Origin of the sequence: Kosakonia cowanii JCM 10956 = DSM 18146, from assembly GCF_001975225.1 — a bacterium.
Taxonomy (GTDB): domain Bacteria; phylum Pseudomonadota; class Gammaproteobacteria; order Enterobacterales; family Enterobacteriaceae; genus Kosakonia; species Kosakonia cowanii.
Window position 1 is genome coordinate 3,035,816 of sequence record NZ_CP019445.1, and the last position, 24,479, is coordinate 3,060,294.

The following is a 24,479-nucleotide window of genomic DNA, read 5'->3' on the forward strand; positions in this document are numbered from 1 at the left end:
TTTTATCCCTCCCTGGAGGACAAACGTGTCTAAGCGTCGTGTAGTTGTGACCGGACTTGGCATGTTGTCTCCTGTCGGCAATACCGTAGAGTCTACCTGGAAAGCTCTCCTTGCCGGTCAGAGTGGCATCAGCCTGATCGACCATTTCGATACTAGCGCCTATGCAACCAAATTTGCTGGCTTAGTAAAGGATTTTAATTGTGAAGAGTACATTTCGCGCAAAGAACAGCGCAAAATGGACGACTTCATTCAATATGGAATTGTCGCTGGTATTCAGGCCATGCAGGATTCCGGCCTGGAAGTAACCGAAGAAAACGCCTCGCGTATTGGCGCGGCGATTGGTTCTGGCATTGGTGGTCTCGGCCTGATCGAAGAAAACCACAGCTCCCTCGTTAAGGGCGGGCCGCGTAAAATCAGCCCGTTCTTTGTTCCGTCGACCATTGTGAATATGGTGGCTGGCCATTTGACCATTATGTTTGGTCTGCAAGGCCCCAGCATTTCAATTGCGACTGCCTGTACTTCAGGCGTGCACAACATCGGTCACGCGGCGCGTATCATTGCCTATGGCGATGCAGATGCGATGCTGGCGGGTGGTGCGGAAAAAGCGAGTACACCGCTTGGCGTTGGTGGTTTTGGCGCAGCGCGCGCGCTCTCCACGCATAACGACAATCCGCAGGCCGCAAGCCGTCCGTGGGATAAAGACCGTGATGGTTTTGTCCTCGGCGATGGCGCAGGCATCATCATGCTGGAAGAGTACGAACACGCGAAGAAGCGCGGTGCAAAAATCTATGCTGAAATCATTGGTTTTGGCATGAGCAGCGATGCTTATCACATGACTTCTCCACCGGAAAACGGCGCGGGTGCGGCGAAAGCGATGATTCATGCGCTTCGCGATGCGGGCCTTGAGCCGTCTCAGATTGGCTATGTGAACGCACACGGCACTTCAACACCTGCGGGCGATAAAGCCGAAGCGCAGGCAGTGAAGTCCGTATTCGGCGACGCAGCTTACAACGTAATGGTCAGCTCGACGAAATCGATGACCGGCCACCTGCTCGGTGCGGCGGGTGCAGTAGAATCTATCTACTCCATCCTGGCACTGCGCGACCAGGCTGTACCGCCAACCATCAACCTGGATAATCCGGATGAGGGTTGCGACCTTGATTTTGTGCCACACGAGGCGCGTCAGGTCAGCGGTCTGGAGTACACCCTGTGTAACTCCTTCGGCTTCGGTGGTACCAACGGCTCGCTGATCTTCAAAAAAGTGTGATCAACCTGCCGTATAAAGGCCCGCTTGCGGGCCTTTTCTATTCTGATTTATCCCCCTTGTCCTCGGCTTTTCATCCTGCCAAACTGTCTGCCCATGCATACAAGGAGTCGCTATGTTCTTGATTAATGGCACAGAGCAGGCCTCGCTTGCGGCCAATGACCGGGCGACGCAGTTTGGCGACGGCTGTTTTACCACCGCACGTATTATCGACGGGCAGATTCAATTTGCTGCCGCTCACCAGCAGCGTCTGCGGCAGGGGTGCGAGCGCCTGGCGATCCCTTTTGCCGACTGGTCTGCGCTTGAGCAGGAGATGACCATGCTGGCGAAAGAGCACGATGAAGGCGTTATTAAAGCGGTGATCACGCGCGGCGCGGGCGGACGTGGCTACAGCCCGGCCAACTGTTCTGCGCCGACGCGCATTGTCTCCTTTGCACAGAGGCCCGCGCACTATGCGCGCTGGCAGCAGGAGGGGGTCTCCCTTGCGCTCAGTGAGATCCGTCTGGGGCGCAATCCTGCCCTTGCCGGTATCAAACACCTTAACCGGCTGGAACAGGTGCTTATTCGCCTCGGGCTTGAACAAACCGACGCTGATGACGCGCTGGTGCTCGACAGCGACGGCTGGATCACCGAGTGCAGCGCGGGAAATCTCTTCTGGCGGCAGGGTAAAACGGTGTTTACGCCCAGGCTCGATCAGGCGGGTGTGGATGGCATTATGCGGCAATATTGCCTGCGCCAGCTGGCATCTTCTGCGTTTGACGTTGTCGAAGTGAACGCCGGGCTCGATGCGCTGGCACTGGCAGACGAAGCCATTATTTGTAACGCGCTGATGCCGGTTGTACCGGTTCGCCAGTGGGCGGACAGGCAGTGGCAGGCGCGCGATCTGTACCATTTTTTAGCCCCTCTTTGTGAGCGCATGAATCCATTATGAAAAAACTCTTTGGCGTTGTACTCATTCTGCTCGCGGTACTGGTTGTTGCCGCAGGCGCCGGTGCCTGGAAGGTGCGACAACTGGCCGACAGCAAAATTTTGATCAAAGACGAAACCATCTTCACCTTGCCGGCAGGCACCGGGCGCACAACGCTTGGCGAGTTGCTCTATCGCGAAAAGGTGATTAATCGTCCGCGCGTATTCCAGTGGTTACTGCGCCTGGAACCCGATCTTTCGCATTTTAAAGCCGGTACCTACCGCTTCACGCCCAACATGACCGTGCGGGAGATGATGCAGTTGCTGGAGAGCGGCAAAGAGGCGCAGTTCCCGCTTCGTTTCGTTGAGGGGATGCGGTTAAGCGACTACCTGAAACAGCTGCGCGACGCGCCATACATTAAGCACACGCTGAAAGATGATGACTACGCAACCGTAGCGCAGGCGATAAAAATGGCGCACCCGGAGTGGGTCGAAGGGTGGTTCTGGCCCGACACGTGGATGTACACCGCCAATACTACCGACGTCGCGCTGTTGAAACGCGCGCATCAAAAAATGGTGCAGGCCGTTGCCCGTGCCTGGGAAGGGCGCGCTGAAGGGCTGCCCTATAAAGATGAAAATCAGCTGGTGACGATGGCCTCGATCATTGAGAAAGAGACCGCCGTCGCCGGTGAGCGCGACCGGGTAGCCTCGGTGTTTATTAACCGGCTGCGCATCGGGATGCGTCTGCAGACCGATCCGACGGTAATCTACGGGATGGGGGCGCGATATAGTGGTAAGCTGTCGCGCGCCGATCTCGAGGCACCGACGGATTACAACACCTATGTTATTAACGGCCTGCCGCCGGGGCCGATTGCCACGCCGGGTGAAGCCTCACTGAAAGCCGCGGCGCATCCGGCAAAAACGCCATATCTCTATTTTGTTGCCGACGGTAAAGGCGGGCATACGTTTAACACCAATCTCGCCAGTCATAATCGATCGGTGCAGGAGTACCTGAAAGTACTTAAGGAAAAAAATGGGCAGTAAATACATCGTCATTGAAGGGCTGGAAGGCGCGGGCAAAACCACCGCGCGGGATGTCATTGTCGACACGCTGAACACGCTCGGCGTTGGCGACATGGTCTTCACCCGCGAGCCGGGCGGCACGCTGCTGGCAGAAAAGCTGCGCAGCCTGGTGCTGGATATCCGATCCGTCGGGGATGAAGTGATCACCGATAAAGCCGAAGTGCTGATGTTTTACGCCGCCCGCGTTCAGCTGGTGGAGACGGTGATCAAACCTGCGCTGGCAAGCGGAAGCTGGGTGATTGGCGATCGCCACGATCTCTCCACCCAGGCCTACCAGGGCGGCGGACGCGGTATTGATCAAACCCTGCTCACCACGCTGCGCGACGCGGTGCTCGGCGATTTCCGCCCCGATTTAACAATCTATCTTGATGTGACGCCGGAAGTGGGCCTCAAACGCGCCCGCGCGCGCGGCGAGCTTGACCGCATTGAGCAGGAGTCGCTCGATTTCTTCAACCGCACGCGTGCCCGCTATCTGGAACTGGCGGCGCAAGATGCGACTATTCGTACCATTGATGCCACTCAGTCGCTGGAAGAGGTTGTAGCCGATATTCGCCGCACCGTTACCGCATGGGTGGAGGAGCAGGGCGCATGAAATGGTATCCGTGGCTACGGCCGGACTTTGAACAACTGGTCGCCAGTTATCAGAGCGGGCGCGGGCACCACGCGTTACTGATCCACGCCCTGGAAGGGATGGGCGACGATGCGCTCATCTACGCCATTAACCGCCTGCTGCTCTGCCAGACGCCGCAAGGAAATAAAAGCTGCGGTCGCTGCCGCGGCTGCGAATTGATGCAGGCCGGTACGCACCCCGATTATTACGTGCTTGCGCCCGAGAAAGGGAAGTCGACGCTGGGCATCGATGCGGTGCGTGAAGTGAATGAAAAGCTGTATGAGCACGCCCGGCTCGGCGGCGCGAAAGTCGTCTGCCTGCCGGATGCCGCGCAGCTCAGCGACGCTGCTGCCAACGCACTGCTCAAAACGCTTGAAGAGCCGCCCGCGCAGACATGGTTTTTCCTTGCCTGCCGCGAGCCTGTGCGGCTGTTACCGACCCTGCGCAGCCGCTGCCGTATGCATCACTTAGCGCCACCCGCAGAACAGTACGCCGCGACGTGGCTTTCGCGTGAAGTGACAATGTCACAAGAGGCAATTCTTACCGCGCTGCGCCTGTCGGCCGGCTCGCCGGGTGCTGCTCAAGTATTGTTGCAGGATGATAAGTGGAAGCAGCGTCAGACCCTGTGTGAAGCGGCAAACACCGCGCTGGCTGGCGGTGACTGGCTGGCGATGCTGCCCGCGCTAAACCATGATAATGCCCCAGAGCGGCTGCAGTGGCTTGCTTCGCTGATCCTTGACGCGCTGAAACTGCAGCAAGGCGCAACACTCGTTACCAACGTCGATGCTCCGGCGCTGGTGCAGGGTTTCGCCCGCCAGTGGCGCAGCGACACGCTGCATGCGCTTTTGCATGCGCTGTTTACCTGCCGTGAGCAGTTGCTGAGCGTTGTTGGCGTCAACCGCGAGCTGCTGCTGACCGATTTACTGTTAAATGTGGAGCGTTACCTGCACTCCGGCGTGACGCTTCCTGTATCCCATCTATAAGAGAGACATTATGTTTTTAGTCGACTCGCACTGCCATCTCGATGGCCTTAACTATGAAACGCTGCATAAAAATGTGGACGATGTGCTGGCGAAAGCCGCCGCGCGCGATGTGAAGTTCTGCCTCGCGGTTGCCACGACGCTGCCCGGATACCGGTCAATGCGTGAATTAGTCGGCGAGCGTGAGAATGTGGTTTTCTCCTGCGGCGTACATCCGCTTAATCAGGATGAAGAGTACGAGGTGGAAACCCTGCGCCAGCTGGCGGCAGAAGAGGGTGTGGTGGCAATGGGTGAAACCGGCCTCGACTACTTCTATACCCCGGAAACCAAGCCGCGCCAGCAGGAGTCTTTCCGCAACCATATCCGCATTGGGCGCGAGCTGAATAAACCGGTGATTGTGCATACGCGTGACGCGCGCGCCGATACGCTGGCGATTTTACAAGAAGAGAAGGTGCAGGATTGCGGCGGCGTACTACACTGCTTTACCGAAGATCGTGAAACGGCCGGTAAGCTGCTGGATATGGGTTTTTATATCTCCTTTTCCGGCATCGTAACCTTCCGTAACGCTGAGCAGCTACGTGACGCCGCGCGCTATGTGCCGCTCGATCGCCTGCTGGTGGAGACGGATTCACCCTATCTGGCACCGGTGCCGCACCGCGGGAAAGAGAACCAGCCCGCCATGACGCGCGATGTTGCAGAGTATATGGCGGTGCTGAAGGGTGTCTCCATTGAAGAGCTTGCCCAACAGACGACGCAAAACTTTGCCCGCCTGTTCCATATCGCCCCGTCGCGTCTGCAATTAGCCTGAAAAGCAGCTTATTTTAGTACTCGTAATTAATAACCGATAAGAGTAAAGTTCACCGCCATAAAATGGGCGGTGACGGTTACAATTTGACCTAAACAGAGCGGCAAATGTAAGGCAATGTGAGTTTTATTGTCGATGCTGGCTGAAACGTGATAGCGGTCAAACAAACCTGAAACGATTTATTTTACTCTGTGTAATAAATAAAGGGCGCTTAGATGCCCTTCCCACGGCGCGGTTCTCCCCCCGTGCCAATGCGCGAAAGCGTAGAAAAAAGCACTAATACTCAGGAGCACTCTCAATTATGTTTAAGAATGCATTTGCTAACCTGCAGAAGGTCGGTAAATCGCTGATGCTGCCAGTATCCGTACTCCCTATCGCAGGTATCCTGCTGGGCGTCGGTTCTGCAAACTTCAGCTGGCTGCCAGAAGTGGTTTCCCATGTTATGGCCGAAGCGGGCGGTTCCGTTTTCGCCAACATGCCGCTGATCTTCGCGATCGGTGTGGCCCTTGGCTTCACCAATAACGACGGCGTTTCCGCGCTGGCCGCCGTTGTCGCCTACGGCATCATGGTTAAAACCATGGCGGTGGTTGCGCCGCTGGTTCTGCATTTACCTGCTGAAGAGATCGCGGCGAAACACCTGGCAGACACCGGTGTGCTTGGCGGTATCATCTCTGGTGCGATCGCAGCGTATATGTTTAACCGCTTCTACCGTATCAAGCTGCCTGAGTATCTGGGCTTCTTCGCGGGTAAACGCTTTGTGCCGATCATCTCTGGTCTGGCAGCAATCTTCACCGGCGTGATCCTCTCCTTTATTTGGCCGCCGATCGGTACTGCTATCCAGACCTTCTCTCAGTGGGCTGCTTACCAGAACCCGGTTGTTGCGTTTGGTATCTATGGCTTCATTGAGCGCTGCCTGGTGCCGTTTGGTCTGCACCACATCTGGAACGTACCTTTCCAGATGCAGATTGGTGAATTCACCAACGCCGCAGGTCAGGTGTTCCACGGCGATATCCCGCGTTACATGGCAGGTGACCCGACCGCAGGTAAACTCTCCGGTGGCTTCCTGTTCAAAATGTACGGTCTGCCGGCTGCCGCGATTGCTATCTGGCACTCTGCGAAACCGGAAAACCGCGCCAAAGTGGGCGGTATCATGATCTCCGCCGCGCTGACCTCGTTCCTGACCGGTATCACCGAGCCGATCGAGTTCTCCTTTATGTTCGTGGCGCCGATCCTGTACGTTATCCATGCGATTCTGGCAGGCCTGGCCTTCCCGATCTGTATCCTGCTGGGTATGCGTGACGGTACGTCGTTCTCTCACGGTCTGATCGACTTCGTCGTGCTGAGCGGCAACAGCAGCAAACTGTGGCTGTTCCCGATTATCGGTATCTGCTACGCAGTGGTTTACTACACCGTCTTCCGCGTGCTGATTAAAGCGCTGGATCTGAAGACGCCGGGTCGTGAAGAGACCACCGAAGAGAGCAAAGCTGGCGTAACCAGCGAAATGGCTCCGGCTCTGGTTTCCGCCTTTGGCGGCAAAGAGAACATCACCAACCTCGATGCGTGCATCACGCGTCTGCGTGTCAGCGTGGCTGACGTAGCGAAAGTGGATCAGGCTGGCCTGAAGAAACTGGGCGCTGCGGGTGTGGTTGTTGCCGGTTCCGGCGTTCAGGCGATTTTCGGTACCAAATCCGATAACCTGAAAACTGAGATGGATGAGTACATCCGCAACAGCTAAGCCATAGTCTGGGGAGACTGAGGGAGCCTGATGGCTCCCTTTTTTATTGACCTGCATTTGTAGGACGGATAAGCGTCAGCGCCATCCGGCATTGCGGTTTAGCCGGAAGGCGGCGTTGCCTTATCCGGCCTACAGGTAGCCAATAAAAAAGGAGCCCGCAGGCTCCTTTTGTTTACTGATGCGATATCAGAAGCGGTAATTAGCGCTCACTGAGAAGTTACGCGGCTCGCCATATACATAGGAGCGGCTGTCGACGTTGGTGTCATATTTCTTATCAAACAGGTTATCGATGTTCGCCTGCACCGAAAGCTGCTTAGTGACCTGGTAACGGGCGAAAAGGTCGACCAGCGCATAGCTGCCCTGTTCAGAGCGGAAGTTGCCGTTCGCAGTGCTGACATTCGCCCAAGTGCTGTTCTGCCAGTTAACGCCGCCGCCGACGGTTAACTCCTGCAGCATCGGCAGGCGATAGCTGGTGAAGGTTTTGATCGACGTACGCGGCAGGTTCGGGTTCACCGCATTGCCATCTTTATCATCAGCAACATAGCGTGTGGCGCCAAAAGTCATCTGCCAGTTGTCCGTCAGCGCACCGTTAATTTCCAGCTCAACACCTTTACTCACCGCGCCATCAACCGCTTCATACGCGCTTTCGCCGCTGGTGCCCGGCACCACGCCACCGGTTGTCTGACCCAGGTTATCCTGCTCGATACGGAACACGGCAAGTGAAGCGGTTAAACGGCTGTTCATCCAGTCAGATTTCACGCCCAGCTCGTAGTTTTTCCCGGTGACCGGCGAGAGATATTTCCCCTGCGCGTCGCGGTACTCCTGCGGTTTAAAGATGGAGGTGTAGCTGGCATAGGTCGACCAGGTATCATTGATGTCGAAGATCAGGCCCGCATAGGGTGAGAGGTTGTTCTTCTCCAGATCCTGCGTCAACGTCTCAAGTTTGTATTTGGTATAACGCGCGCCGGCAATTAGGTGCAGCGGATCGGCAAGGGAGATACGCGTTGCGAGGTAGGCTGACTGCTGACGAATAGTATCTTCCTGCGCCAGGCTCAGCGGCGCCCACTGGGTTTCCGGGTAGTTGCCGTTGAAGTTGCTGTAGTTGCCGAGCGAGGTATCGAGGATATTCTCCCACGAGCTAAAGTAGCGGTTATTTTGCTTGCTCAGATTGCCGCCGACCATCAGCTCATGCTGGCGGCCAAACAGTTCATACGAGCCATTAGCAAAGGTATCCAGCGCATCGACTTTACGCATGCCGGTGTTATACCCGGTGCCGCCAACATAGGGGTAAGAGGCACCATAAGGGCTGACCATCAGTCCGGTGGATTTATCGACCGTGCCGTCGACATAGAGCGCTTTACTGTCGAGCTGCGTCTCGGTATGGGTGCCGTTCACCGTCAGCAGCCAGTCACTGCCGAGACCCTGCTTCAGTGTCGCGAAGGTGCGTTTGGAGACTTTATTGTTATAGGCCCAATCCGGCGCGGTGCTGTCGCTGCGGCTCGGGTGGGTTTTTGTGCCGTCCGTATACCAGCGCGGCAACCCGCCCCACGTTGGGCTATCAACGTCGGTCTCCTGGTAGTCATAGCCAACGGAGAAGGCCGTCGACACAGTCAGATCGACATCCAGCACGCCGTAGAAGAACTTCTTCTCCTGGCTGTAGCGATCAAGCCAGCTGTCATTATGCTGATAACCAGCCACCGCACGGCCGCGGATCCTGCCATCATCCGTCAGCGGCGTGGATACATCCGCGACGTAACGCTGTTTATTCCAGCTGCCATACTCCGCCGAAACGTTTGAGGTGAATTCGCGGCTGTCGGCGTGCTTGCGCACCATATTTACGGAAGCGGATGGGTTGCCCGCCCCGGTCATCAGCCCGGTTGCGCCGCGTACCACTTCAATGCGCTCATACATGGCGGTATCGGAGAGCGCATCGCCCAGGTTCCAGCGGGTTTCAAAAATCGTCGGAATACCGTCGACCATATAGTTATCAATCAGGAAGCCACGCGAGTAGTAGGTGCTGCGATCGGAGTCTGCCGTGCTCTCGAACACGCCGGTGGTGTTCTTCAGCACATCGCCCAGTGTTTCCAGCTGCTGATCCTTCATCCGCTGTTGGGTAGTAATGCTGATGGATTGAGGAATATCGCGCTGCACCAGCGTCATTTTGGTGCCCGCCGCAGTGGTCTGCGTATTGTAATCCTGTTCGGTCAGAGCACGAGCGTCGGCAGCGCTGGTTCCTTCAACTACCACCGTCTCTTCACTGCTGGCGGCAAAACCGGTGGCCGGGGTGAGCGCGAAAGCAATGGCAACGGCCAGCAGGGAAGGGGCGGCCGTACAGGCGCGTGCGCCGAAGCGGCCATTCTGCGGGAAAGACATGATAAACCCTTAATGGTGTGTGAGCAGAACCCGCAGCCAGTACGTTGCTGGCTACGGGAAGTAAATGCGTCAGCGCAAGGCGCGCATGGAAATGCAAATGCGAAATATACGCATTCACTTAACTGGTGTAAACAGATGTAATTATCGATTATGAAATGCGATTTCATCTGTGCCGGGCGGCGTCTGCGCCTGCCACAATCAGGCCCGGCGTAAAAGGGGAAAGAAAAACAGCGTTATAGTTGAAAGAACAAGAGAATCTCGATCATACTCTAGGGCACATAATTGACGACGACGGCGGGCCTGGCCCGCACTCATAAAAGGAAAACGTCATGGCCGAAGAGACCATTTTCAGCAAAATCATTCGTCGCGAAATTCCGGCGGACATCGTTTATCAGGATGAACTGGTTACCGCCTTTCGCGATATCTCTCCGCAAGCACCAACACATGTGCTGATCGTGCCGAACCTGCTTATCCCAACCGTCAACGATGTAACGCAGGCCCATGAGCAGGCGCTGGGGCGCATGATGACTGTTGCTGCGAAAATCGCCCGTGATGAAGGGATTGCCGAAGATGGCTATCGCCTGATCATGAACTGCAATCGTCACGGCGGGCAGGAGGTTTACCATATTCATATGCACCTGGTGGGTGGGCGCGTGCTGGGGCCGATGCTGGCTCATAAAGGGCTTTAAGATGAGCGTCGCGCGTGTTGCGTTACTGCTGACGGCGTTAGCGCTTGTCGGCTGCGGCTCCCGGCCCGCAATCCCGGTCGCCAGCAATCAAACGCTGGTGATGGAGTCCTCCATCCTTGCCGCAGGCATCATCGCGCAGCCGCCGACCATGAGCCGGGAGGCGCTGCAGCCTTCCGCCTCATCAAAGATCTATAACGAACGCCAGCAGCCCGTCACGCTGCACTATCGCTTTTACTGGTATGACGCCAGAGGTCTGGAGATGCACCCGCTGGAAGCGCCGCGCAGCGTAACGGTTCCCGGTAATGCCACCATGACACTCTACGGCAGCGCTAACTATCTCGGCGCGCACAGCGTCAGACTCTATCTCTATCTCTAAGAGGTGACACTTGATTAAGACCATTGGACGCTACGCGTTACTGACCACACTTGCCATGCTGCTTGCAGGCTGTATCACCGACCAGCAACCGGCTCCAGTTGAGCAGGCAGGCGGTGGCGCGACGCAACCGGCGCAACCTCAGCAGCCGCAGCAGCCGATTCCGGGCGTGCCTTCTGTGCCAACGCTGCCGCAGCAGCCAGGCCCGATTGAACATCAGGATCAGAACGGCCAGCCGACGCCGCGCGAGCGTCATTACGACTGGAACGGCGCAGTACAGCCGATGGTGGGCAAAATGTTGCAGGCCAGCGGTGCCAATGCTGGCAGCGTTCTGCTGGTGGACAGCGTAAACAACCGCACTAACGGTTCGATTAACACCGGTGAAGCAACAGAAGTGGTGCATAACGCGCTGGCAAACAACGGTAAATTCACCCTGATTACCGCCCAGCAGCTGGCGGTCGCCAAGCAGCAGCTCGGCCTGTCGCCGCAGGACAGCCTCGGCACGCGCAGCAAAGCAATGGGCATTGCGCGCAACGTCGGCGCACAGTATGTGCTCTACTCCAACGCAACCGGCAATGCCAATGCGCCTTCGCTGCAAATGCAGTTAATGCTGGTGCAGACCGGCGAGATTATCTGGTCAGGTAAAGGTGCCGTTCAACAGCAGTAATCTGACGCGTGACGCCATCCTGTCACGCGACTTTCCGCACTACGCTCCCGTCGCCAGCCAGCATGTTGGGCTGAGCGGCGGGAGCTGTCTGATAAGCGACGGGCAGCAGACGCTGGTGCTTCGCCATCAGCATCAGGCCGCGCCAGCCTCCTTTCTGCGCCAGTATCGTCTGTTGCGCCATCTTCCTGCCACTATTGCGCCGCAGCCCCTTTTTTTCGCGGCTGGCTGGATGGCGATCGACTATATTCCCGGCACGATCGACACCGCGCTGCCGCAGGCCGACGCGCTGGCGAGATTGCTGTATGATCTGCACCTGCAAAAATGCTTCGGCTGGCGCATCACGCTATTGCCGCTACTGGAGCGCGACTGGCAGTGCAGCGCGCCCGCACGGCGCACACCCTTCTGGCTGCGGCAGCTAAAACGGCTGCGGCGTCAGCGTGAGCCACTGCCGCTGCGCCTTGCGCCCCTGCATATGGATGTTCACGCCGGGAATATTGTGCACGGCGAAAAGGGGCTGCGGCTTATCGACTGGGAGTATGCCGGCGACGGCGATGTGGCGCTGGAGTTGGCCGGGATCTGGTGCGAAAACGAGGCGCAGCGCGCTGAGATTGCCGCGCGCTATGCCAGTCAGGCGGATATCGATCCGCCTCTGCTCTGGCGGCAGGTTAAGCGCTGGCGGCCATGGGTGTTAATACTAATGGTCGGCTGGTATGAACGCCGCTGGCAGCAGACCGGCGATCAACAATTTATTATGCTGGCGAATGAAATATGGCGTCAGCTTCAGTCTGAAGGATAAGAGAGGTAAGTGTGGGTCCAGTGATGTTGGATGTTGAAGGGTACGAACTGGATGCGGAGGAGCGCGAGATCCTGGCGCATCCGCTGGTTGGCGGCTTGATCCTCTTTACCCGGAATTATCACGATCCCGAACAGCTGCGCGAGCTGGTGCGCCAGATCCGCGCGGCTTCCCACCACCGGCTGGTGGTGGCGGTCGATCAGGAGGGCGGGCGCGTGCAGCGTTTTCGCGACGGCTTTACCCGCCTGCCGGCGGCGCAATCTTTCGCGGCGCTACTTGGCATGGAAGAGGGTGGTCGACTGGCGCAGGAGGCGGGCTGGCTGATGGCGAGCGAAATGATCGCCATGGATATTGATATCAGCTTTGCGCCGGTGCTTGATGTCGGGCACATCAGCGCGGCGATCGGTGAGCGTTCATACCATGCGGATGTGCAGAAAGCGTTAACGCTGGCCACCCGCGTGATTGATGGCATGCACAGCGCAGGCATGAAAAGCACCGGCAAACACTTCCCGGGCCACGGCGCGGTAACCGCAGACTCGCACAAAGAGACGCCGTTCGATCCGCGCCCATTGGCGGAGATCCGCGCGAAAGATATGTCTATTTTTAAGACGCTGATTGAGCAGAGCAAGCTGGATGCCATTATGCCCGCGCATGTTATCTACACCGATGCCGATCCGCGTCCGGCCAGTGGCTCACCCTGGTGGCTGAAAACCGTGCTGCGCGGTGAGCTGGGTTACGACGGCGTGATTTTCTCCGACGATCTCTCGATGGAGGGGGCGGCGATCATGGGCAGCTACGCTGAACGCGGGCAGGCGTCGCTGGATGCCGGTTGCGATATGATCCTGGTCTGTAATAATCGTAAAGGTGCCGTTGAGGTACTGGATAACCTGTCACCGATCAATGCAGAGCGTGTTACACATTTGTATCATAAAGGTTCTTTTTCTCGTCAGGAGTTGATGAGTTCGGCGCGCTGGAAAGCGGCTCACCACGAGCTGGAACAGCTGCACGAACGCTGGCAGGCGCATAAAGCTGCGCATTAACCCTGCGGACAAACCGTCGAAGTGGTGAGGATACCATGATTATCTATTTACACGGTTTTGACTCGAACAGCCCCGGCAACCACGAAAAGGTGCTGCAACTGCAGTTTATTGATCCCGATGTCCGGCTGATTAGCTACAGCACGCGGCATCCGAAACATGATATGCAGCATCTGCTCAAAGAGGTGGATAAAATGCTGCAGCTCAACGTCGATGAGCGCCCGCTGATTTGCGGCGTCGGTTTGGGCGGTTACTGGGCAGAGCGCATCGGTTTTCTCTGCGATATCCGCCAGGTTATCTTCAACCCCAATCTCTTCCCTTATGAAAATATGGAAGGGAAGATCGACCGGCCGGAAGAGTACCGGGATATTGCCACCAAGTGCGTCGCCAACTTTCGTGAAAAGAACCGCGACCGCTGTCTGGTTATCCTCTCGCGTCAGGATGAGGCGCTGGACAGCCAGCGCACTTCAAATGAGCTGCACCACTATTACGAGATCGTCTGGGACGAAGCGCAGTCCCATAAGTTCAAAAACATCTCACCGCATCTGCAGCGCATTAAGGCCTTCAAAACCCTCGGTTAATTCCCCCTTTGCGGCAGGTTTCCCCCTGCCGCAGCACTTCTTTTTTCAACCCCTTTAGCGCGTAATTTGCGCCGGCACGGCTACACGTGCTCATCTTTGCGGCAGCAAAACTTGATATATATCAATTTTGGTATGACCATTGAACCGTTCGTGATATTCTCGTGGTCAATGCTTAGTTGCCAGCGCGTAAACCATTGTTAATTAAGGGCTATTTTTATAACTTTTAGTTAACAATTGGTTAATATTTTAGGGGGTCACTTTGACTACACCATTGAAAAAAATTGTGATTGTAGGCGGTGGTGCTGGCGGGCTTGAGCTGGCAACGCAGTTAGGCAAGAAGCTGGGTCGCGGTAAAAAAGCGAAAATCACCCTGGTGGATCGCAATCACAGCCATTTATGGAAACCACTGCTGCATGAAGTGGCGACCGGCTCCCTCGATGAAGGCGTCGATGCCCTGAGCTATCTGGCGCATGCGCGTAATCACCATTTCCAGTTCCAGCTCGGTTCCGTTATCGACATCAACCGCGAAAGCAAAACGCTGACGCTGGCTGAACTGCGTGATGAGAAGGGCGATCTGCTGGTGCCGGAGCGCAAGCTGGCGTATGACACGCTTGTAATGGCGCTGGGCAGCACCTCTAACGACTTCAACACCCCGGGCGTGAAAGAGCACTGCATCTTCCTCGACAACCCGCACCAGGCGCGTCGCTTCCATCAGGAGATGCTTAACCTGTTCCTGAAATACTCCGCTAACCTTGGCGCAAACGGCAAAGTGAATATCGCTATTGTCGGCGGCGGGGCAACGGGCGTTGAGCTGTCAGCTGAACTGCATAACGCGGTCAAACAGCTGCACAGCTACGGCTATAAAGGGCTGACCAACGAGGCGTTGAACGTAACGCTGGTGGAAGCGGGCGAGCGTATTCTCCCTGCGCTGCCGCCGCGTATTTCGGGCGCTGCGCATAATGAGCTGACCAAAATGGGCGTGCGCGTTCTCACTCAGACGATGGTCACCAGCGCCGACGAGGGCGGTCTGCACACCAAAGAGGGTGAGTATATTCAGGCCGACCTGATGGTGTGGGCTGCGGGCATCAAAGCGCCGGACTTTATGAAAGAGATTGGCGGCCTGGAGACTAACCGCATCAACCAGCTGGTAGTGGAGCAGACGCTGCAAACCACGCGCGACCCGGATATCTACGCCATTGGCGACTGCGCCTCCTGCGCACGTCCGGAGGGCGGTTTTGTGCCGCCGCGCGCCCAGGCTGCGCACCAGATGGCAAGCCTTGCGCTGCATAACATCCTCGCGCAGATCAAAGGCAAGACGTTGAAGAATTACGTCTATAAAGACCACGGCTCGCTGGTGTCGCTCTCTAACTTCTCCACCGTCGGTAGCCTGATGGGTAACCTGATGCGCGGCTCGATGATGGTAGAAGGGCGTATTGCGCGCTTCGTCTATATCTCGCTCTACCGTATGCACCAGGTGGCGCTGCACGGTTACTTCAAAACCGGGCTGATGATGGTGGTGGGCAGTATCAACCGCGTGATCCGCCCGCGCCTTAAACTCCACTGATCCTTCTGCTGCTCTCCGCCTTCTGGCGCGGGAGCAGCATATCCCTCTGCCTGATGTGCCTTTAGCGCTCAGACAACTCTGAATAACTCTGCTTTCACCTGCCGAACCCCTATTTTTGCGCGATTTCTGATTGGCTGCCCTCTTGCACCATTGCAAAATTGTTACCAATAGCCAACCAGGGAGAGAATCCTGTGAATAAATCAATGTTAGCGGGTATCGGTATTGGCGTGGCCGCTGCACTGGGCGTTGCCGCAGTCGCCAGCCTCAATGTTTTCGATCGCGGGCCGCAATATGCGCAGGTGGTATCAGCCACGCCGATCAAAGAGACGGTGAAAACGCCGCGAGAGGCGTGTCGCAATGTCACGGTAACGCATCGTCGTCCGGTGCAGGATGAGAACCGTATTACCGGTTCCGTGCTGGGTGCGGTAGCAGGCGGTGTGCTTGGCCATCAGTTTGGCGGCGGGCGCGGACGCGATGTAGCGACCGTCGTCGGTGCGTTAGGCGGCGGTTATGCAGGCAACCAGATTCAGGGCGGTATGCAGGAGAGGGATACCTACACGACCACTCAGCAACGCTGCAGCACGGTATATGACAAATCGGAAAAAATGCTCGGTTATGACGTGACCTATAAAATCGGCGACCAGCAGGGGAAAATCCGCATGGATAAAGATCCTGGCACGCAGATTCCGCTGGATAACAACGGTCAGCTGATTCTGAATAACAAAGCATAAAAAAGCAGTACTCTGCATATTGGCTCCTCATCGCTCAGGCTGAGGAGCCTTTTTTTGCCATAAAAAAGCCTCGCATCATGCGGGGCTTTTTCGTTGTTAAATAAAGTCTTGTTGGCGAACAACCAGCAATCCGGTAATGAGGACAGAGACAAATGCAAACAGTACCGAGCCACCCAGCAAGACCCACAGACCAAATAACAATGTAATTACTATTAACACTTTGATGAATGGTAATAGCAAAATCATTTCCATTTCCTTCTGCATGTGATTAGTCAGTAAAAGACCCTTTATCCTCATAAAAATGATCGGTACTACGCGTAGAGTGAGTGCAAGGGAAAAGTGACGCCTGAAAAACATACTTATTGTTTTATATTGCCGCCGACAATGATTAGCGACGCAATAATCACAATTAAGCATAGCAAAGCCGGGAAAATGGCTGATAGTTTTTACCTATCGTTGAATTGTGCAATCACTATCACAGAGAGGAAATGAGACGGAACTCCGTCTCATTTTTTATTACGCTTTGATCAAATCTGGCCACAGGCGCAGGGTGGTGCGGGTGATTTGCAGCAGCTTCTCAAGGCTTGCGCCTTCGCGGGCGCTGATGGACATGCCCTGTAAGATGCAGCCAAGAAACTGCGCAAGGGAGGCGATATCCACGCCTGCCGGGATCTCGCCTTTCGCCTGCCGCTGCGCGAGGAAGTGCTGCAATGTCTCCTCCTGGCGGGCATGACGCGTTTTAATCGTCTTCGCAATCTCCTGCGACGAGGCGGCAAGCGTCGCGGAGGTGTTAATCATAAAGCAGCCCGCGGGCGTATCGGTGCTGGTAAAACACCTTGCGATGGCAGAGAAATAGTCCAGCAACGCCTGTTCTACCGGCTTCTCTTCGCACTCCAGTAACGCTTCATGCTGCCTGGCGAAACGGGCGATATAGCGATCAAGGACTGCGCGAAACAGCCCCTCTTTATTGGTGAACTCTGCGTAGAGCGTCGGTGCTTTTGCCCCGGTCGCTTCTACCAGATCGGAGAGTGATGTGGCTTCATAGCCATGCTGCCAGAATAGCGTCATGGCTTTATCGAGCGCCGCTTCCCTGTCGAACACTTTCGGTCGGCCACGGCTTTTTTTCGTACAACTGCTGACTTCACTGGTCATATCGCCGCTTCTTTGTTGGTTTGTTGAATAGCCATTATAAAAATAATCCTGGTGAATGACCAGCCGCAAAACCGCACATATTAATAAATCATATGCTTATGAAAATTAAGAACTATTTAAATTAGTTAGTGATCGTTATAAAAAAATATTGACGGGTGATATAGATCACACTTATGATTTCCCTATCGATCGTTAACTTAATGCTTAACGACCCCCGTTCACCTGCATCAGGACAATCATTATGAAAACCATCAATACGCTGTTTACCGCTGCTGTTTTAAGTACTCTCTCATTCGCCAGCTTTGCCGCCGTTGAGGTGCAGTCCGCACCGGCCGGGCAGCAGGAGCTGACCGCCATTGGCGTGACCGGCAGCACCAACCTCGCCTCCGTTGAGAAAAAAGTGGCTGAGAAAGCCGAACAGCTGGGCGCGTCCTCTTACCGTATTACTTCCGTGACCGGCTCCGATCGCCTGCACGGTACCGCAGTGCTCTACAAATAAGCTCACCACCCTCGAGCTACGCCACTGCAATAAAAAAGGCCCTGCACAACGTGCAGGGCCTTTTTGTTTATGCGCGGGCGCTACATCGCCTGCATACTCTCTTGCGCATGCTGGGTCACGTCCACCGGCATACCCGAGCGCAGCTCAATAGCCTGCGCCATCACCGCCGCATCGCTTTCAGCCTGAAACGTCTTCATCGCCGCATTGAGCGGGATCGGCAGCGTTTTCGGATCGTCATTGATCGATTCGGAGAGCGGCTGATGCACCTCCACCAGCCGCGTGCCGTCTGGCTCGACGGAGGCTTTAATCGGCGTATTGATGATATTCACCGGCGTGCCGGGGCTGATTGCAGCAAACAGCGCGGCAATATCGCTATCCCGCAGGCGAATACACCCGGAGCTGACGCGCATACCGATACCAAAATCGGCATTGGTGCCGTGCAGCAGGTAAACGCCACCGTAAGCGGCCAGGCGAATCGCATGATGGCCCATCGGGTTATCCGGCCCGGCTGGCATCACCGGCGGTAACTCGATTCCGCGCGCTTTGTAGCGGGCGCGGATATTGGCGGTTGGCGTCCAGGTTGGGTTGGCCCGTTTATCGGAAACGGTGGTCACCATCGTTGGCGTCAGCGTATCGCCGCCCAGTTGACCAATGCCGATCGGATAGATGGTGACCTCATTTTTTCCGGGGGGATAGTAGTAAAGACGCAGCTCGGCGAGGTTAATAACAATCCCTCTGCGCGGCACATCCGGCAGCAGTGTTTGCAGCGGGATGGTGACAACGCTACCGGCGCGCGGAACGAAGGGATCAATACCGGGATTAGCCTGTAACAGCGCGAGAAAGCCAACGTCATATTTTTTGGCGATCGCCTCCAGCGAACCGCCATCGTTCTCAACAATATGGAAACGGTTTTCGCCTACCAGCTTGCTGCCCGCAGGCGGCAGCGGCCAGGTATTCGCCCGGGCGGGAAGGGCAAAGATAAGCATAGCGGCGACGGCGAACAGCGTCATCCAGTGAGCGAAGCGCGACATTTTGAACATGATCATAATCCATGTAAATCATAAGGTTATTTCTATAAGACAACTCAATAGGATTATGCTCATCGGGTTCGTCTGGAAACCCTGGTTATTGCAAAGCATTTGTAAATATTACAAAAAAAGACGCGGATAATGGACAAAGGTATTCGGTCCGTAGGCCGGATAAGGCGGTACGCCGCCATCCGGCAAAAATCCGGCAGGATATTCGTCCCTTGCTCTCAAAACATGCCTGATGGCGCTGCGCTTATCAGGCCTACAAAACCGTGCCGGATGATGCATGACTGCGATCGCGTAGGCCGGATAAGGCAACGCCGCCATCCGGCAATAAAGCGGGCAGGGTGCTCGACCCTGGCTCCCAAAAACATGCCTGATGGCGCTTCGCTTATCAGGCCTACAAAAGAGCACGATCCCGTAGGCCGGATAAGGCAACGCCGCCATCCGGCAATAAAGCGGGCGGGATGTTCGCCACTGGCTCCCAAAAACATGCCTGATGGCGCTGCGCTTATCAGGCCTACAAAAGAGCACGATCCCGTAGGCCGGATAAGGCAACGCTGCTATCCGGCAATAAAGCGGGCAGGATGTTCGATCCTGGCTCCCAAAACATGCCCGATGGCGCTGCGCTTATCAGGCCTACAAAATCGTGCCGGATAATGCATGGCTGCGATCCCGTAGGCCGGATAAGGCGGTACGCCGCCATCCGGCAAAAAGGCGCGCAGAGGCGCTAACCCGCCATCAGGCAACGGCGTTCTCCGCCAGCTGCTGCATAAAGTTGCGCACCCACTCCATGCGGTTTTTCCGCTCGCTCAACTCCTGGAAAAATTTCAATCGCGTCGGGCCATCGAGGCGGAAATGCTGCGGCTGCTTCTGCAACAACCCAATCAACCACGCCGGGTTAACGTGGTTCTTCTCGTTAAACTCAATCAGGCCGCCTTTATCATTCCCCTCCAGCTTGCGGATCCCCAGCTTCTGCGCCTGCTGGCGCAACATGGCGATATCAAGCAGATTACGCGCCGCATCCGGCAGCAGGCCAAAGCGGTCAATCAGCTCCACCTTGATCTCCTCCAGCGCATTCTCATCTTTCGCGCTGGCAATGCGTTTATAGAACGACAGGCGCGTATTCACATCAGGAATAAAATCATCCGGCAGCAGGGCAGGCATGCGCAGCTCCACCTCCGTTTGCTGGCTGGTAAGATCCTCCAGCGACGGCTCGCGCCCCTCTTTCAGGGCATCGACAGCATTCTCCAGCAACTCCATATAGAGCGAGAAACCGATGGTCTCCATCTGCCCGCTCTGATCCTCACCGAGCAGCTCACCCGCACCGCGGATCTCCAGATCGTGAGTGGCCAGCGCAAAGCCTGCGCCCAGATCCTCCAGCGAGGCGATTGCTTCAAGGCGTTTTTGCGCATCGGTGGTCATCGCCTTCGGATGCGGCGTCAGCAGCCAGGCATAGGCCTGGTGATGCGAACGCCCGACGCGACCGCGCAACTGGTGCAGTTGCGCGAGGCCAAAGTGGTCGGCGCGCTCGATGATGATGGTATTGGCGGTGGGAATATCGATCCCGGTTTCGATAATGGTGGTACAGACCAGCACGTTAAACCGTTGATGGTGGAAATCATTCATCACCCGCTCCAGCTCACGCTCGCGCATCTGGCCGTGACCAATGGCGATACGCGCTTCCGGCACCAGCTCCGCCAGCCGGTCGGCCGCTTTCTGGATGTTCTCCACATCGTTATAGAGGTAGTAAACCTGGCCGCCGCGCAGCACTTCACGCAGAATCGCCTCGCGCACCACCAGGTTGTCATATTCGCGAACAAAGGTTTTCACCGCCAGACGTCGGGCGGGAGGTGTCGCAATGATCGACAGATCGCGCATGCCGCTCATCGCCATATTCAGCGTGCGCGGGATCGGCGTCGCGGTGAGCGTCAGGATATCAACGTCGGCGCGCATCGCTTTAATACGCTCTTTATGCCGCACGCCGAAACGGTGCTCCTCATCGACGATCAGCAGCCCCAAATCCTTCATTTTCACATCGCTTTGCAGCAGCTTATGCGTGCCGATCAGAATGTCGATCTTCCCTTCGGCGGCCTGTTCAAGGATCTGTGCCTGCTCTTTGGCGCTGCGAAAACGCGACAGCATCTCGATGCGCACCGGCCAGTTGGCAAAGCGGTCGCGGAAATTATCGAAGTGCTGCTGGGCGAGCAGGGTGGTCGGCACCAGCACTGCCACTTGCTTATTGTTCTCGATAGCAAGGAAGGCAGCGCGCATCGCCACTTCGGTTTTACCAAAGCCGACATCGCCGCACACCAGCCGATCCATCGCCAGCGGCTGGCACATATCGCTCAGCACGGCATTGATGGCCTGGGCCTGATCCGGGGTGGTTTCGAAGGGGAAACCGTCGCAAAAGAGCTGGTATTGTTCGCGATCGTGTTTAAACGCGAAGCCCGATTTCGCCGCGCGCTGGGCGTAAATATCCAGCAGTTCCGCCGCCACGTCGCGCACCTTCTCGGCGGCTTTTTGCCGCGCCCGCGTCCAGGCATCGCTGCCCAGTTTATGCAGCGGGGCGTTATCTTCCGCGCCGCCAGCATAACGGCTGATGAGATGGAGCGACGAAACCGGAACATAGAGTTTGGCGTCGTTTGCATAGGTCAGCATCAGGTACTCTGCGGTGATGCCGCCCGCTTCCAGCGTCGTCATCCCGGCATAGCGACCGACGCCGTGCTCAAAGTGCACCACCGGCTGGCCGTCATGCAGCTCAGCGAGGTTGCGAATCAGCGTATCGGGGTTGATGGTGCGGCGCGTATCCTGGCGGCGGCGCGCAACGCGCTCGCCCAACAGATCGCCTTCGCAAATCAGCGCCCGGTTACGCAGCGTATCAATAAACCCGCGCTCGGCGGCCCCGATCATCAGCCACGCGCCCGGCGCGCTGGCATCATCCAGACGCAGAGCGCGTTTTGGCGCAACTTTGATGCGCGCCAGCAGTTCGAGCAGCGCTTCGCGACGCCCCTCGCTCTCGACGGAAAAGACCACCGGGCCGCTGAAGGACTCAAGGAATTTACGCAGATTATCCAGCGGCGATTTCTGCTGCGCCTGCACCGAGAGATCCGGCAGGCTCTGGTAACCGAGGTTAATCTGGCCCGCTTTATCCGCCACCTGTTCGCTTTTGAGCTGAATGCGCGGCCATTTTTTCAGTTCGCTGAACAGCGCATCAACCCGCAGCCATAGTGCTTCCGGAGGTAACAGCGGGCGCATCGGATCAACGCCGCGGTTCTCATAGCGTGCCTGCGCATCCTGCTGGAAACGCTCGGCGCTGGCTTCCAGATCGCCGGTATTCACCAGCAGCGTATTCGCCGGGAAGTAGCTGAAGAGCGGCGGCAGCGGCTCGCTGAAAAAGAGCGGCTGCCAGTATTCGATCCCGGCGGGCAGGGTGCCTTTGCTCACCTGCTGATAGATGTGCTCTGCATCGCGCTTCACCTCGAACTTATCGCGCCACTGGCTGCGGAAAAGCTCGATGGCCGTCTTATCGGTCGGAAACTCATGGGCCGGAAGCAGATTAATCGCCTCCACCTCTTCGAGCGTGCGCTGGGTATCGGCATCAAACAGGCGCAGGCTGTCGATCTCATCATCGAAAAAGTCGAGGCGGTAAGGCTGGCTGCTGCCCATCGGGAAGAGGTCGAGCAGCGCGCCACGAGTGGCGTATTCGCCATGCTCCATCACCTGATCGACATGGCGGTAACCGGCGCTATCAAGCTGCGTACGCAGCTGATCCCGCGACAGGCGCTGCCCCTTTTTCATCACCAGCGCGTGACCGTGCAGATAGCTGTGCGGGCAGACGCGCTGCATCAGCGTATTGACTGAGACAATCAGCACACCGCGCTGCATCGCAGGCAGCTGGTAAAGGGTGGAGAGGCGGGAGGAGACAATCTCCTGGTGCGGCGAAAAGCTGTCGTAGGGCAGCGTTTCCCAGTCCGCGAGGTTCATCACCAGGTTATCGGTAAACTGGCTGATCTCATCATGTAAACGCAGCGCGTTCTGCATATCCGGGGCGATAAGCACAACCGGACCGGCGTGTCGTTCAATGATTTCTGCCACTTCGGTGGCGCAGGCCGCGCCGGTAAGCTCGCCAAACTGGCGCTGGTCACCCGCTTTTGACGGCAGGGAATAACGGTATTGTTCAGGCATGGGGATATGAAGATCTCATTATGGATATACCCCCGTTATGGGGGCATATCCTTGATACGCAATACGAGGATTATGTGTGATTACGTGAGTTTAGCCAAGAAATCGCCCTGTCAGCGTGCTGTCGCCGCCGAAAGGTGCTTTGTTGGCGGGGTAAAAAAGAGATCGCCAAACAGCGCGGAGGAGAGTTTACGCACCATCAGCCCGACCAGCGTACAGATCAGCAGCACCGCCGCCGGATAGGCAATCAGCACCGCCAGCTCGACCGCAGGCGGCCAGACGCCAGCGTTAAGCGGTTTGAGCAGCGCCAGGCTAAAGCCCTCGACCAGTATGCGGTGGGTGGTGTAAATCGCCAGCGTATTGGAGCCGACAACATTGAGCAGGCTCTTCTCGCTCGGCGGGAAGCGTTTCTCCATCTCCTGGAAGAGGCGCATGATGCCGACAATCGACAGCAGGCAGAGCGGCAGCGGCATATTGAACATCCACAGCCCAAACGCTACCACCACGGCGACAGCAAACAGCAGGGCGTAGCGGCGCAGCGAGACGGTTTTAACAAACTCCATCACCTGCATACCGTACCAGGCACCGAGGCTGTAGAAGATCATATTGCGCACGACGCTGTTCATTCCCCACCACGGCAGCGGCAGGTAGTTAATTGCCAGGCTTGCCACAATCATCAGCGCCAGCATCGGCACTTTCCAGCGGCTGAGTAGTTTACACAGCGTGAAGTAGACCACTAACGCGTAGAGATACCAGAGGCTGGTAGTGGCGGTCAGCATGCCGTATAAAAATCCTTGCCAGCTGTCGGCATAAGCGGCGTTTGACGAGTTGCTGAGATCGCGCTCCGGTGCCAGCCAGTCGTTAAGATGGCTTAGGCCCACCCACTGCAATACACCCCACAGCGCCAGCACATAGACAATGCTCCAGATCCGTTTATCGATGGCGTCTTTCCATGGCACATCATCGATATAGCGGCGGATCAGAAAGCCGGAGATAAAAAAGAACACCGGCATGCGGAACGGCGCGAGATAGAGGTTGAAATAGATCCAGCACTTGGAGAGCGTTTCTGACCAGGGATGCTGGAAGACCGAGAGGTGTGGATAAAAGGTAATAACCGAGTGGTAAATCACCACCAGGCAAATGCAAAGTCCTTTTATCTGGTTTATCCATAATGTCTTCTGTTTCATTCGTTTTGTGCCTGTTGTTGCCATAATCCCGGCAAACGATCCTGGTCATACAAACGCTGAATGTAACGGGAAAGAGTCTGGATATATTCATTTTCGGAATAAGTGGAGGGTTAAAAATTGACTGATCGGTCATTTTCTCGCGCACAACACGCGCTCTGGCGAAAGTAGCAATTTGATTTTTCGACTTTTTTTGACATTAATCCTATGAATTCTTACGGTATCACGCATTTACGCTCT

General features: G+C 56.4%; 21 protein-coding genes. 16 read left to right on the forward strand and 5 right to left on the reverse strand.

Going from position 1 to position 24,479, the window contains the following annotated elements; all coding sequences use genetic code 11:
• Positions 1-25: 25 nt before the first annotated feature.
• The 7 genes from fabF (at position 26) to ptsG (ending at position 7,383) form a co-directional block, all read left to right on the forward strand.
• Positions 26-1,267 (forward strand): beta-ketoacyl-ACP synthase II, encoded by a 1,242-nt coding sequence (gene fabF, locus BWI95_RS14275; RefSeq protein ID WP_076769687.1) that lies wholly within the window; start codon positions 26-28, stop codon positions 1,265-1,267.
• Positions 1,268-1,379: 112 nt separating this feature from the next.
• A complete protein-coding gene (gene pabC / locus BWI95_RS14280; protein WP_054803915.1) occupies positions 1,380-2,195 on the forward strand; it encodes an aminodeoxychorismate lyase in 816 nt (271 codons plus the stop codon).
• The gene (gene yceG / locus BWI95_RS14285) at positions 2,192-3,214 is read left to right on the forward strand and encodes a cell division protein YceG (RefSeq protein WP_042713171.1); all 1,023 of its coding nucleotides are present in this window, start codon (positions 2,192-2,194) and stop codon (positions 3,212-3,214) included. The genes pabC and yceG overlap by 4 nt, the downstream gene beginning before the upstream one ends.
• Complete coding sequence (gene tmk / locus BWI95_RS14290) at positions 3,204-3,845, forward strand: dTMP kinase (RefSeq protein ID WP_054803914.1); 642 nt, start codon at positions 3,204-3,206, stop codon at positions 3,843-3,845. Before yceG ends, tmk begins: the two co-directional genes overlap by 11 nt.
• Positions 3,842-4,846 carry a DNA polymerase III subunit delta' gene (gene holB, locus BWI95_RS14295; protein ID WP_054803913.1) on the forward strand — a complete coding sequence of 335 codons (1,005 nt, stop codon included), beginning with the start codon at positions 3,842-3,844 and terminating at the stop codon, positions 4,844-4,846. The genes tmk and holB overlap by 4 nt, the downstream gene beginning before the upstream one ends.
• A gap of 10 nt (positions 4,847-4,856) precedes the next feature.
• Positions 4,857-5,651, forward strand: a complete 795-nt coding sequence (locus tag BWI95_RS14300) for a metal-dependent hydrolase (RefSeq protein WP_054803912.1) — start codon at positions 4,857-4,859, stop codon at positions 5,649-5,651.
• A gap of 298 nt (positions 5,652-5,949) precedes the next feature.
• A complete protein-coding gene (gene ptsG, locus BWI95_RS14305) occupies positions 5,950-7,383 on the forward strand; it encodes a PTS glucose transporter subunit IIBC (protein ID WP_023481473.1) in 1,434 nt (477 codons plus the stop codon).
• Positions 7,384-7,569: 186 nt separating this feature from the next.
• Here the strand turns inward: ptsG and fhuE are convergent, their stop codons facing one another.
• Entirely contained in the window at positions 7,570-9,756 is a 2,187-nt protein-coding gene (fhuE, locus tag BWI95_RS14310) for a ferric-rhodotorulic acid/ferric-coprogen receptor FhuE (protein WP_054803911.1), read from the reverse strand.
• 329 nt (positions 9,757-10,085) lie between these two features.
• Here fhuE and hinT point away from each other — a divergent pair, with 329 nt between their 5' ends.
• From hinT to BWI95_RS14350, 8 genes are all read left to right on the forward strand, one after another.
• Positions 10,086-10,445 (forward strand): purine nucleoside phosphoramidase, encoded by a 360-nt coding sequence (hinT, locus tag BWI95_RS14315; protein ID WP_054803910.1) that lies wholly within the window; start codon positions 10,086-10,088, stop codon positions 10,443-10,445.
• A 1-nt stretch (position 10,446) separates the two neighbouring features.
• Positions 10,447-10,821, forward strand: coding sequence for a YcfL family protein (locus BWI95_RS14320; RefSeq protein WP_054803909.1), 375 nt, complete (start codon positions 10,447-10,449; stop codon positions 10,819-10,821).
• Positions 10,822-10,831: 10 nt separating this feature from the next.
• Entirely contained in the window at positions 10,832-11,485 is a 654-nt protein-coding gene (gene lpoB / locus BWI95_RS14325; protein ID WP_054803908.1) for a penicillin-binding protein activator LpoB, read from the forward strand.
• Complete coding sequence (thiK, locus tag BWI95_RS14330) at positions 11,466-12,281, forward strand: thiamine kinase (protein WP_054803907.1); 816 nt, start codon at positions 11,466-11,468, stop codon at positions 12,279-12,281. The genes lpoB and thiK overlap by 20 nt, the downstream gene beginning before the upstream one ends.
• Before the next feature lie 11 nt (positions 12,282-12,292).
• Complete coding sequence (gene nagZ, locus BWI95_RS14335) at positions 12,293-13,318, forward strand: beta-N-acetylhexosaminidase (RefSeq protein ID WP_054803906.1); 1,026 nt, start codon at positions 12,293-12,295, stop codon at positions 13,316-13,318.
• Positions 13,319-13,353: 35 nt separating this feature from the next.
• A complete protein-coding gene (gene ycfP / locus BWI95_RS14340) occupies positions 13,354-13,896 on the forward strand; it encodes an alpha/beta hydrolase YcfP (protein ID WP_054803905.1) in 543 nt (180 codons plus the stop codon).
• A 259-nt stretch (positions 13,897-14,155) separates the two neighbouring features.
• Positions 14,156-15,460, forward strand: a complete 1,305-nt coding sequence (locus BWI95_RS14345; RefSeq protein WP_076769688.1) for an NAD(P)/FAD-dependent oxidoreductase — start codon at positions 14,156-14,158, stop codon at positions 15,458-15,460.
• Between the two features lie 191 nt (positions 15,461-15,651).
• Entirely contained in the window at positions 15,652-16,191 is a 540-nt protein-coding gene (locus tag BWI95_RS14350) for a glycine zipper 2TM domain-containing protein (protein WP_023481678.1), read from the forward strand.
• Positions 16,192-16,707: 516 nt separating this feature from the next.
• Here the strand turns inward: BWI95_RS14350 and BWI95_RS14360 are convergent.
• Positions 16,708-17,343: a TetR/AcrR family transcriptional regulator gene (locus BWI95_RS14360; protein WP_076769689.1), complete on the reverse strand. Its 636-nt coding sequence runs from the start codon at positions 17,341-17,343 to the stop codon at positions 16,708-16,710.
• A 241-nt stretch (positions 17,344-17,584) separates the two neighbouring features.
• Here BWI95_RS14360 and bhsA point away from each other — a divergent pair, with 241 nt between their 5' ends.
• A complete protein-coding gene (bhsA, locus tag BWI95_RS14365) occupies positions 17,585-17,842 on the forward strand; it encodes a multiple stress resistance protein BhsA (protein ID WP_042715368.1) in 258 nt (85 codons plus the stop codon).
• Positions 17,843-17,922: 80 nt separating this feature from the next.
• Here bhsA and ldtC read toward each other — a convergent pair whose 3' ends face one another.
• From ldtC to BWI95_RS14380, 3 genes are all read right to left on the reverse strand, one after another.
• Entirely contained in the window at positions 17,923-18,882 is a 960-nt protein-coding gene (gene ldtC / locus BWI95_RS14370; protein WP_076769690.1) for a L,D-transpeptidase LdtC, read from the reverse strand.
• A gap of 729 nt (positions 18,883-19,611) precedes the next feature.
• On the reverse strand, positions 19,612-23,058 hold the full coding sequence (gene mfd / locus BWI95_RS14375) for a transcription-repair coupling factor (RefSeq protein ID WP_076769691.1): 3,447 nt from the start codon (positions 23,056-23,058) through the stop codon (positions 19,612-19,614).
• A gap of 110 nt (positions 23,059-23,168) precedes the next feature.
• On the reverse strand, positions 23,169-24,242 hold the full coding sequence (locus BWI95_RS14380; protein ID WP_076769692.1) for an acyltransferase family protein: 1,074 nt from the start codon (positions 24,240-24,242) through the stop codon (positions 23,169-23,171).
• Positions 24,243-24,479: the final 237 nt, after the last annotated feature.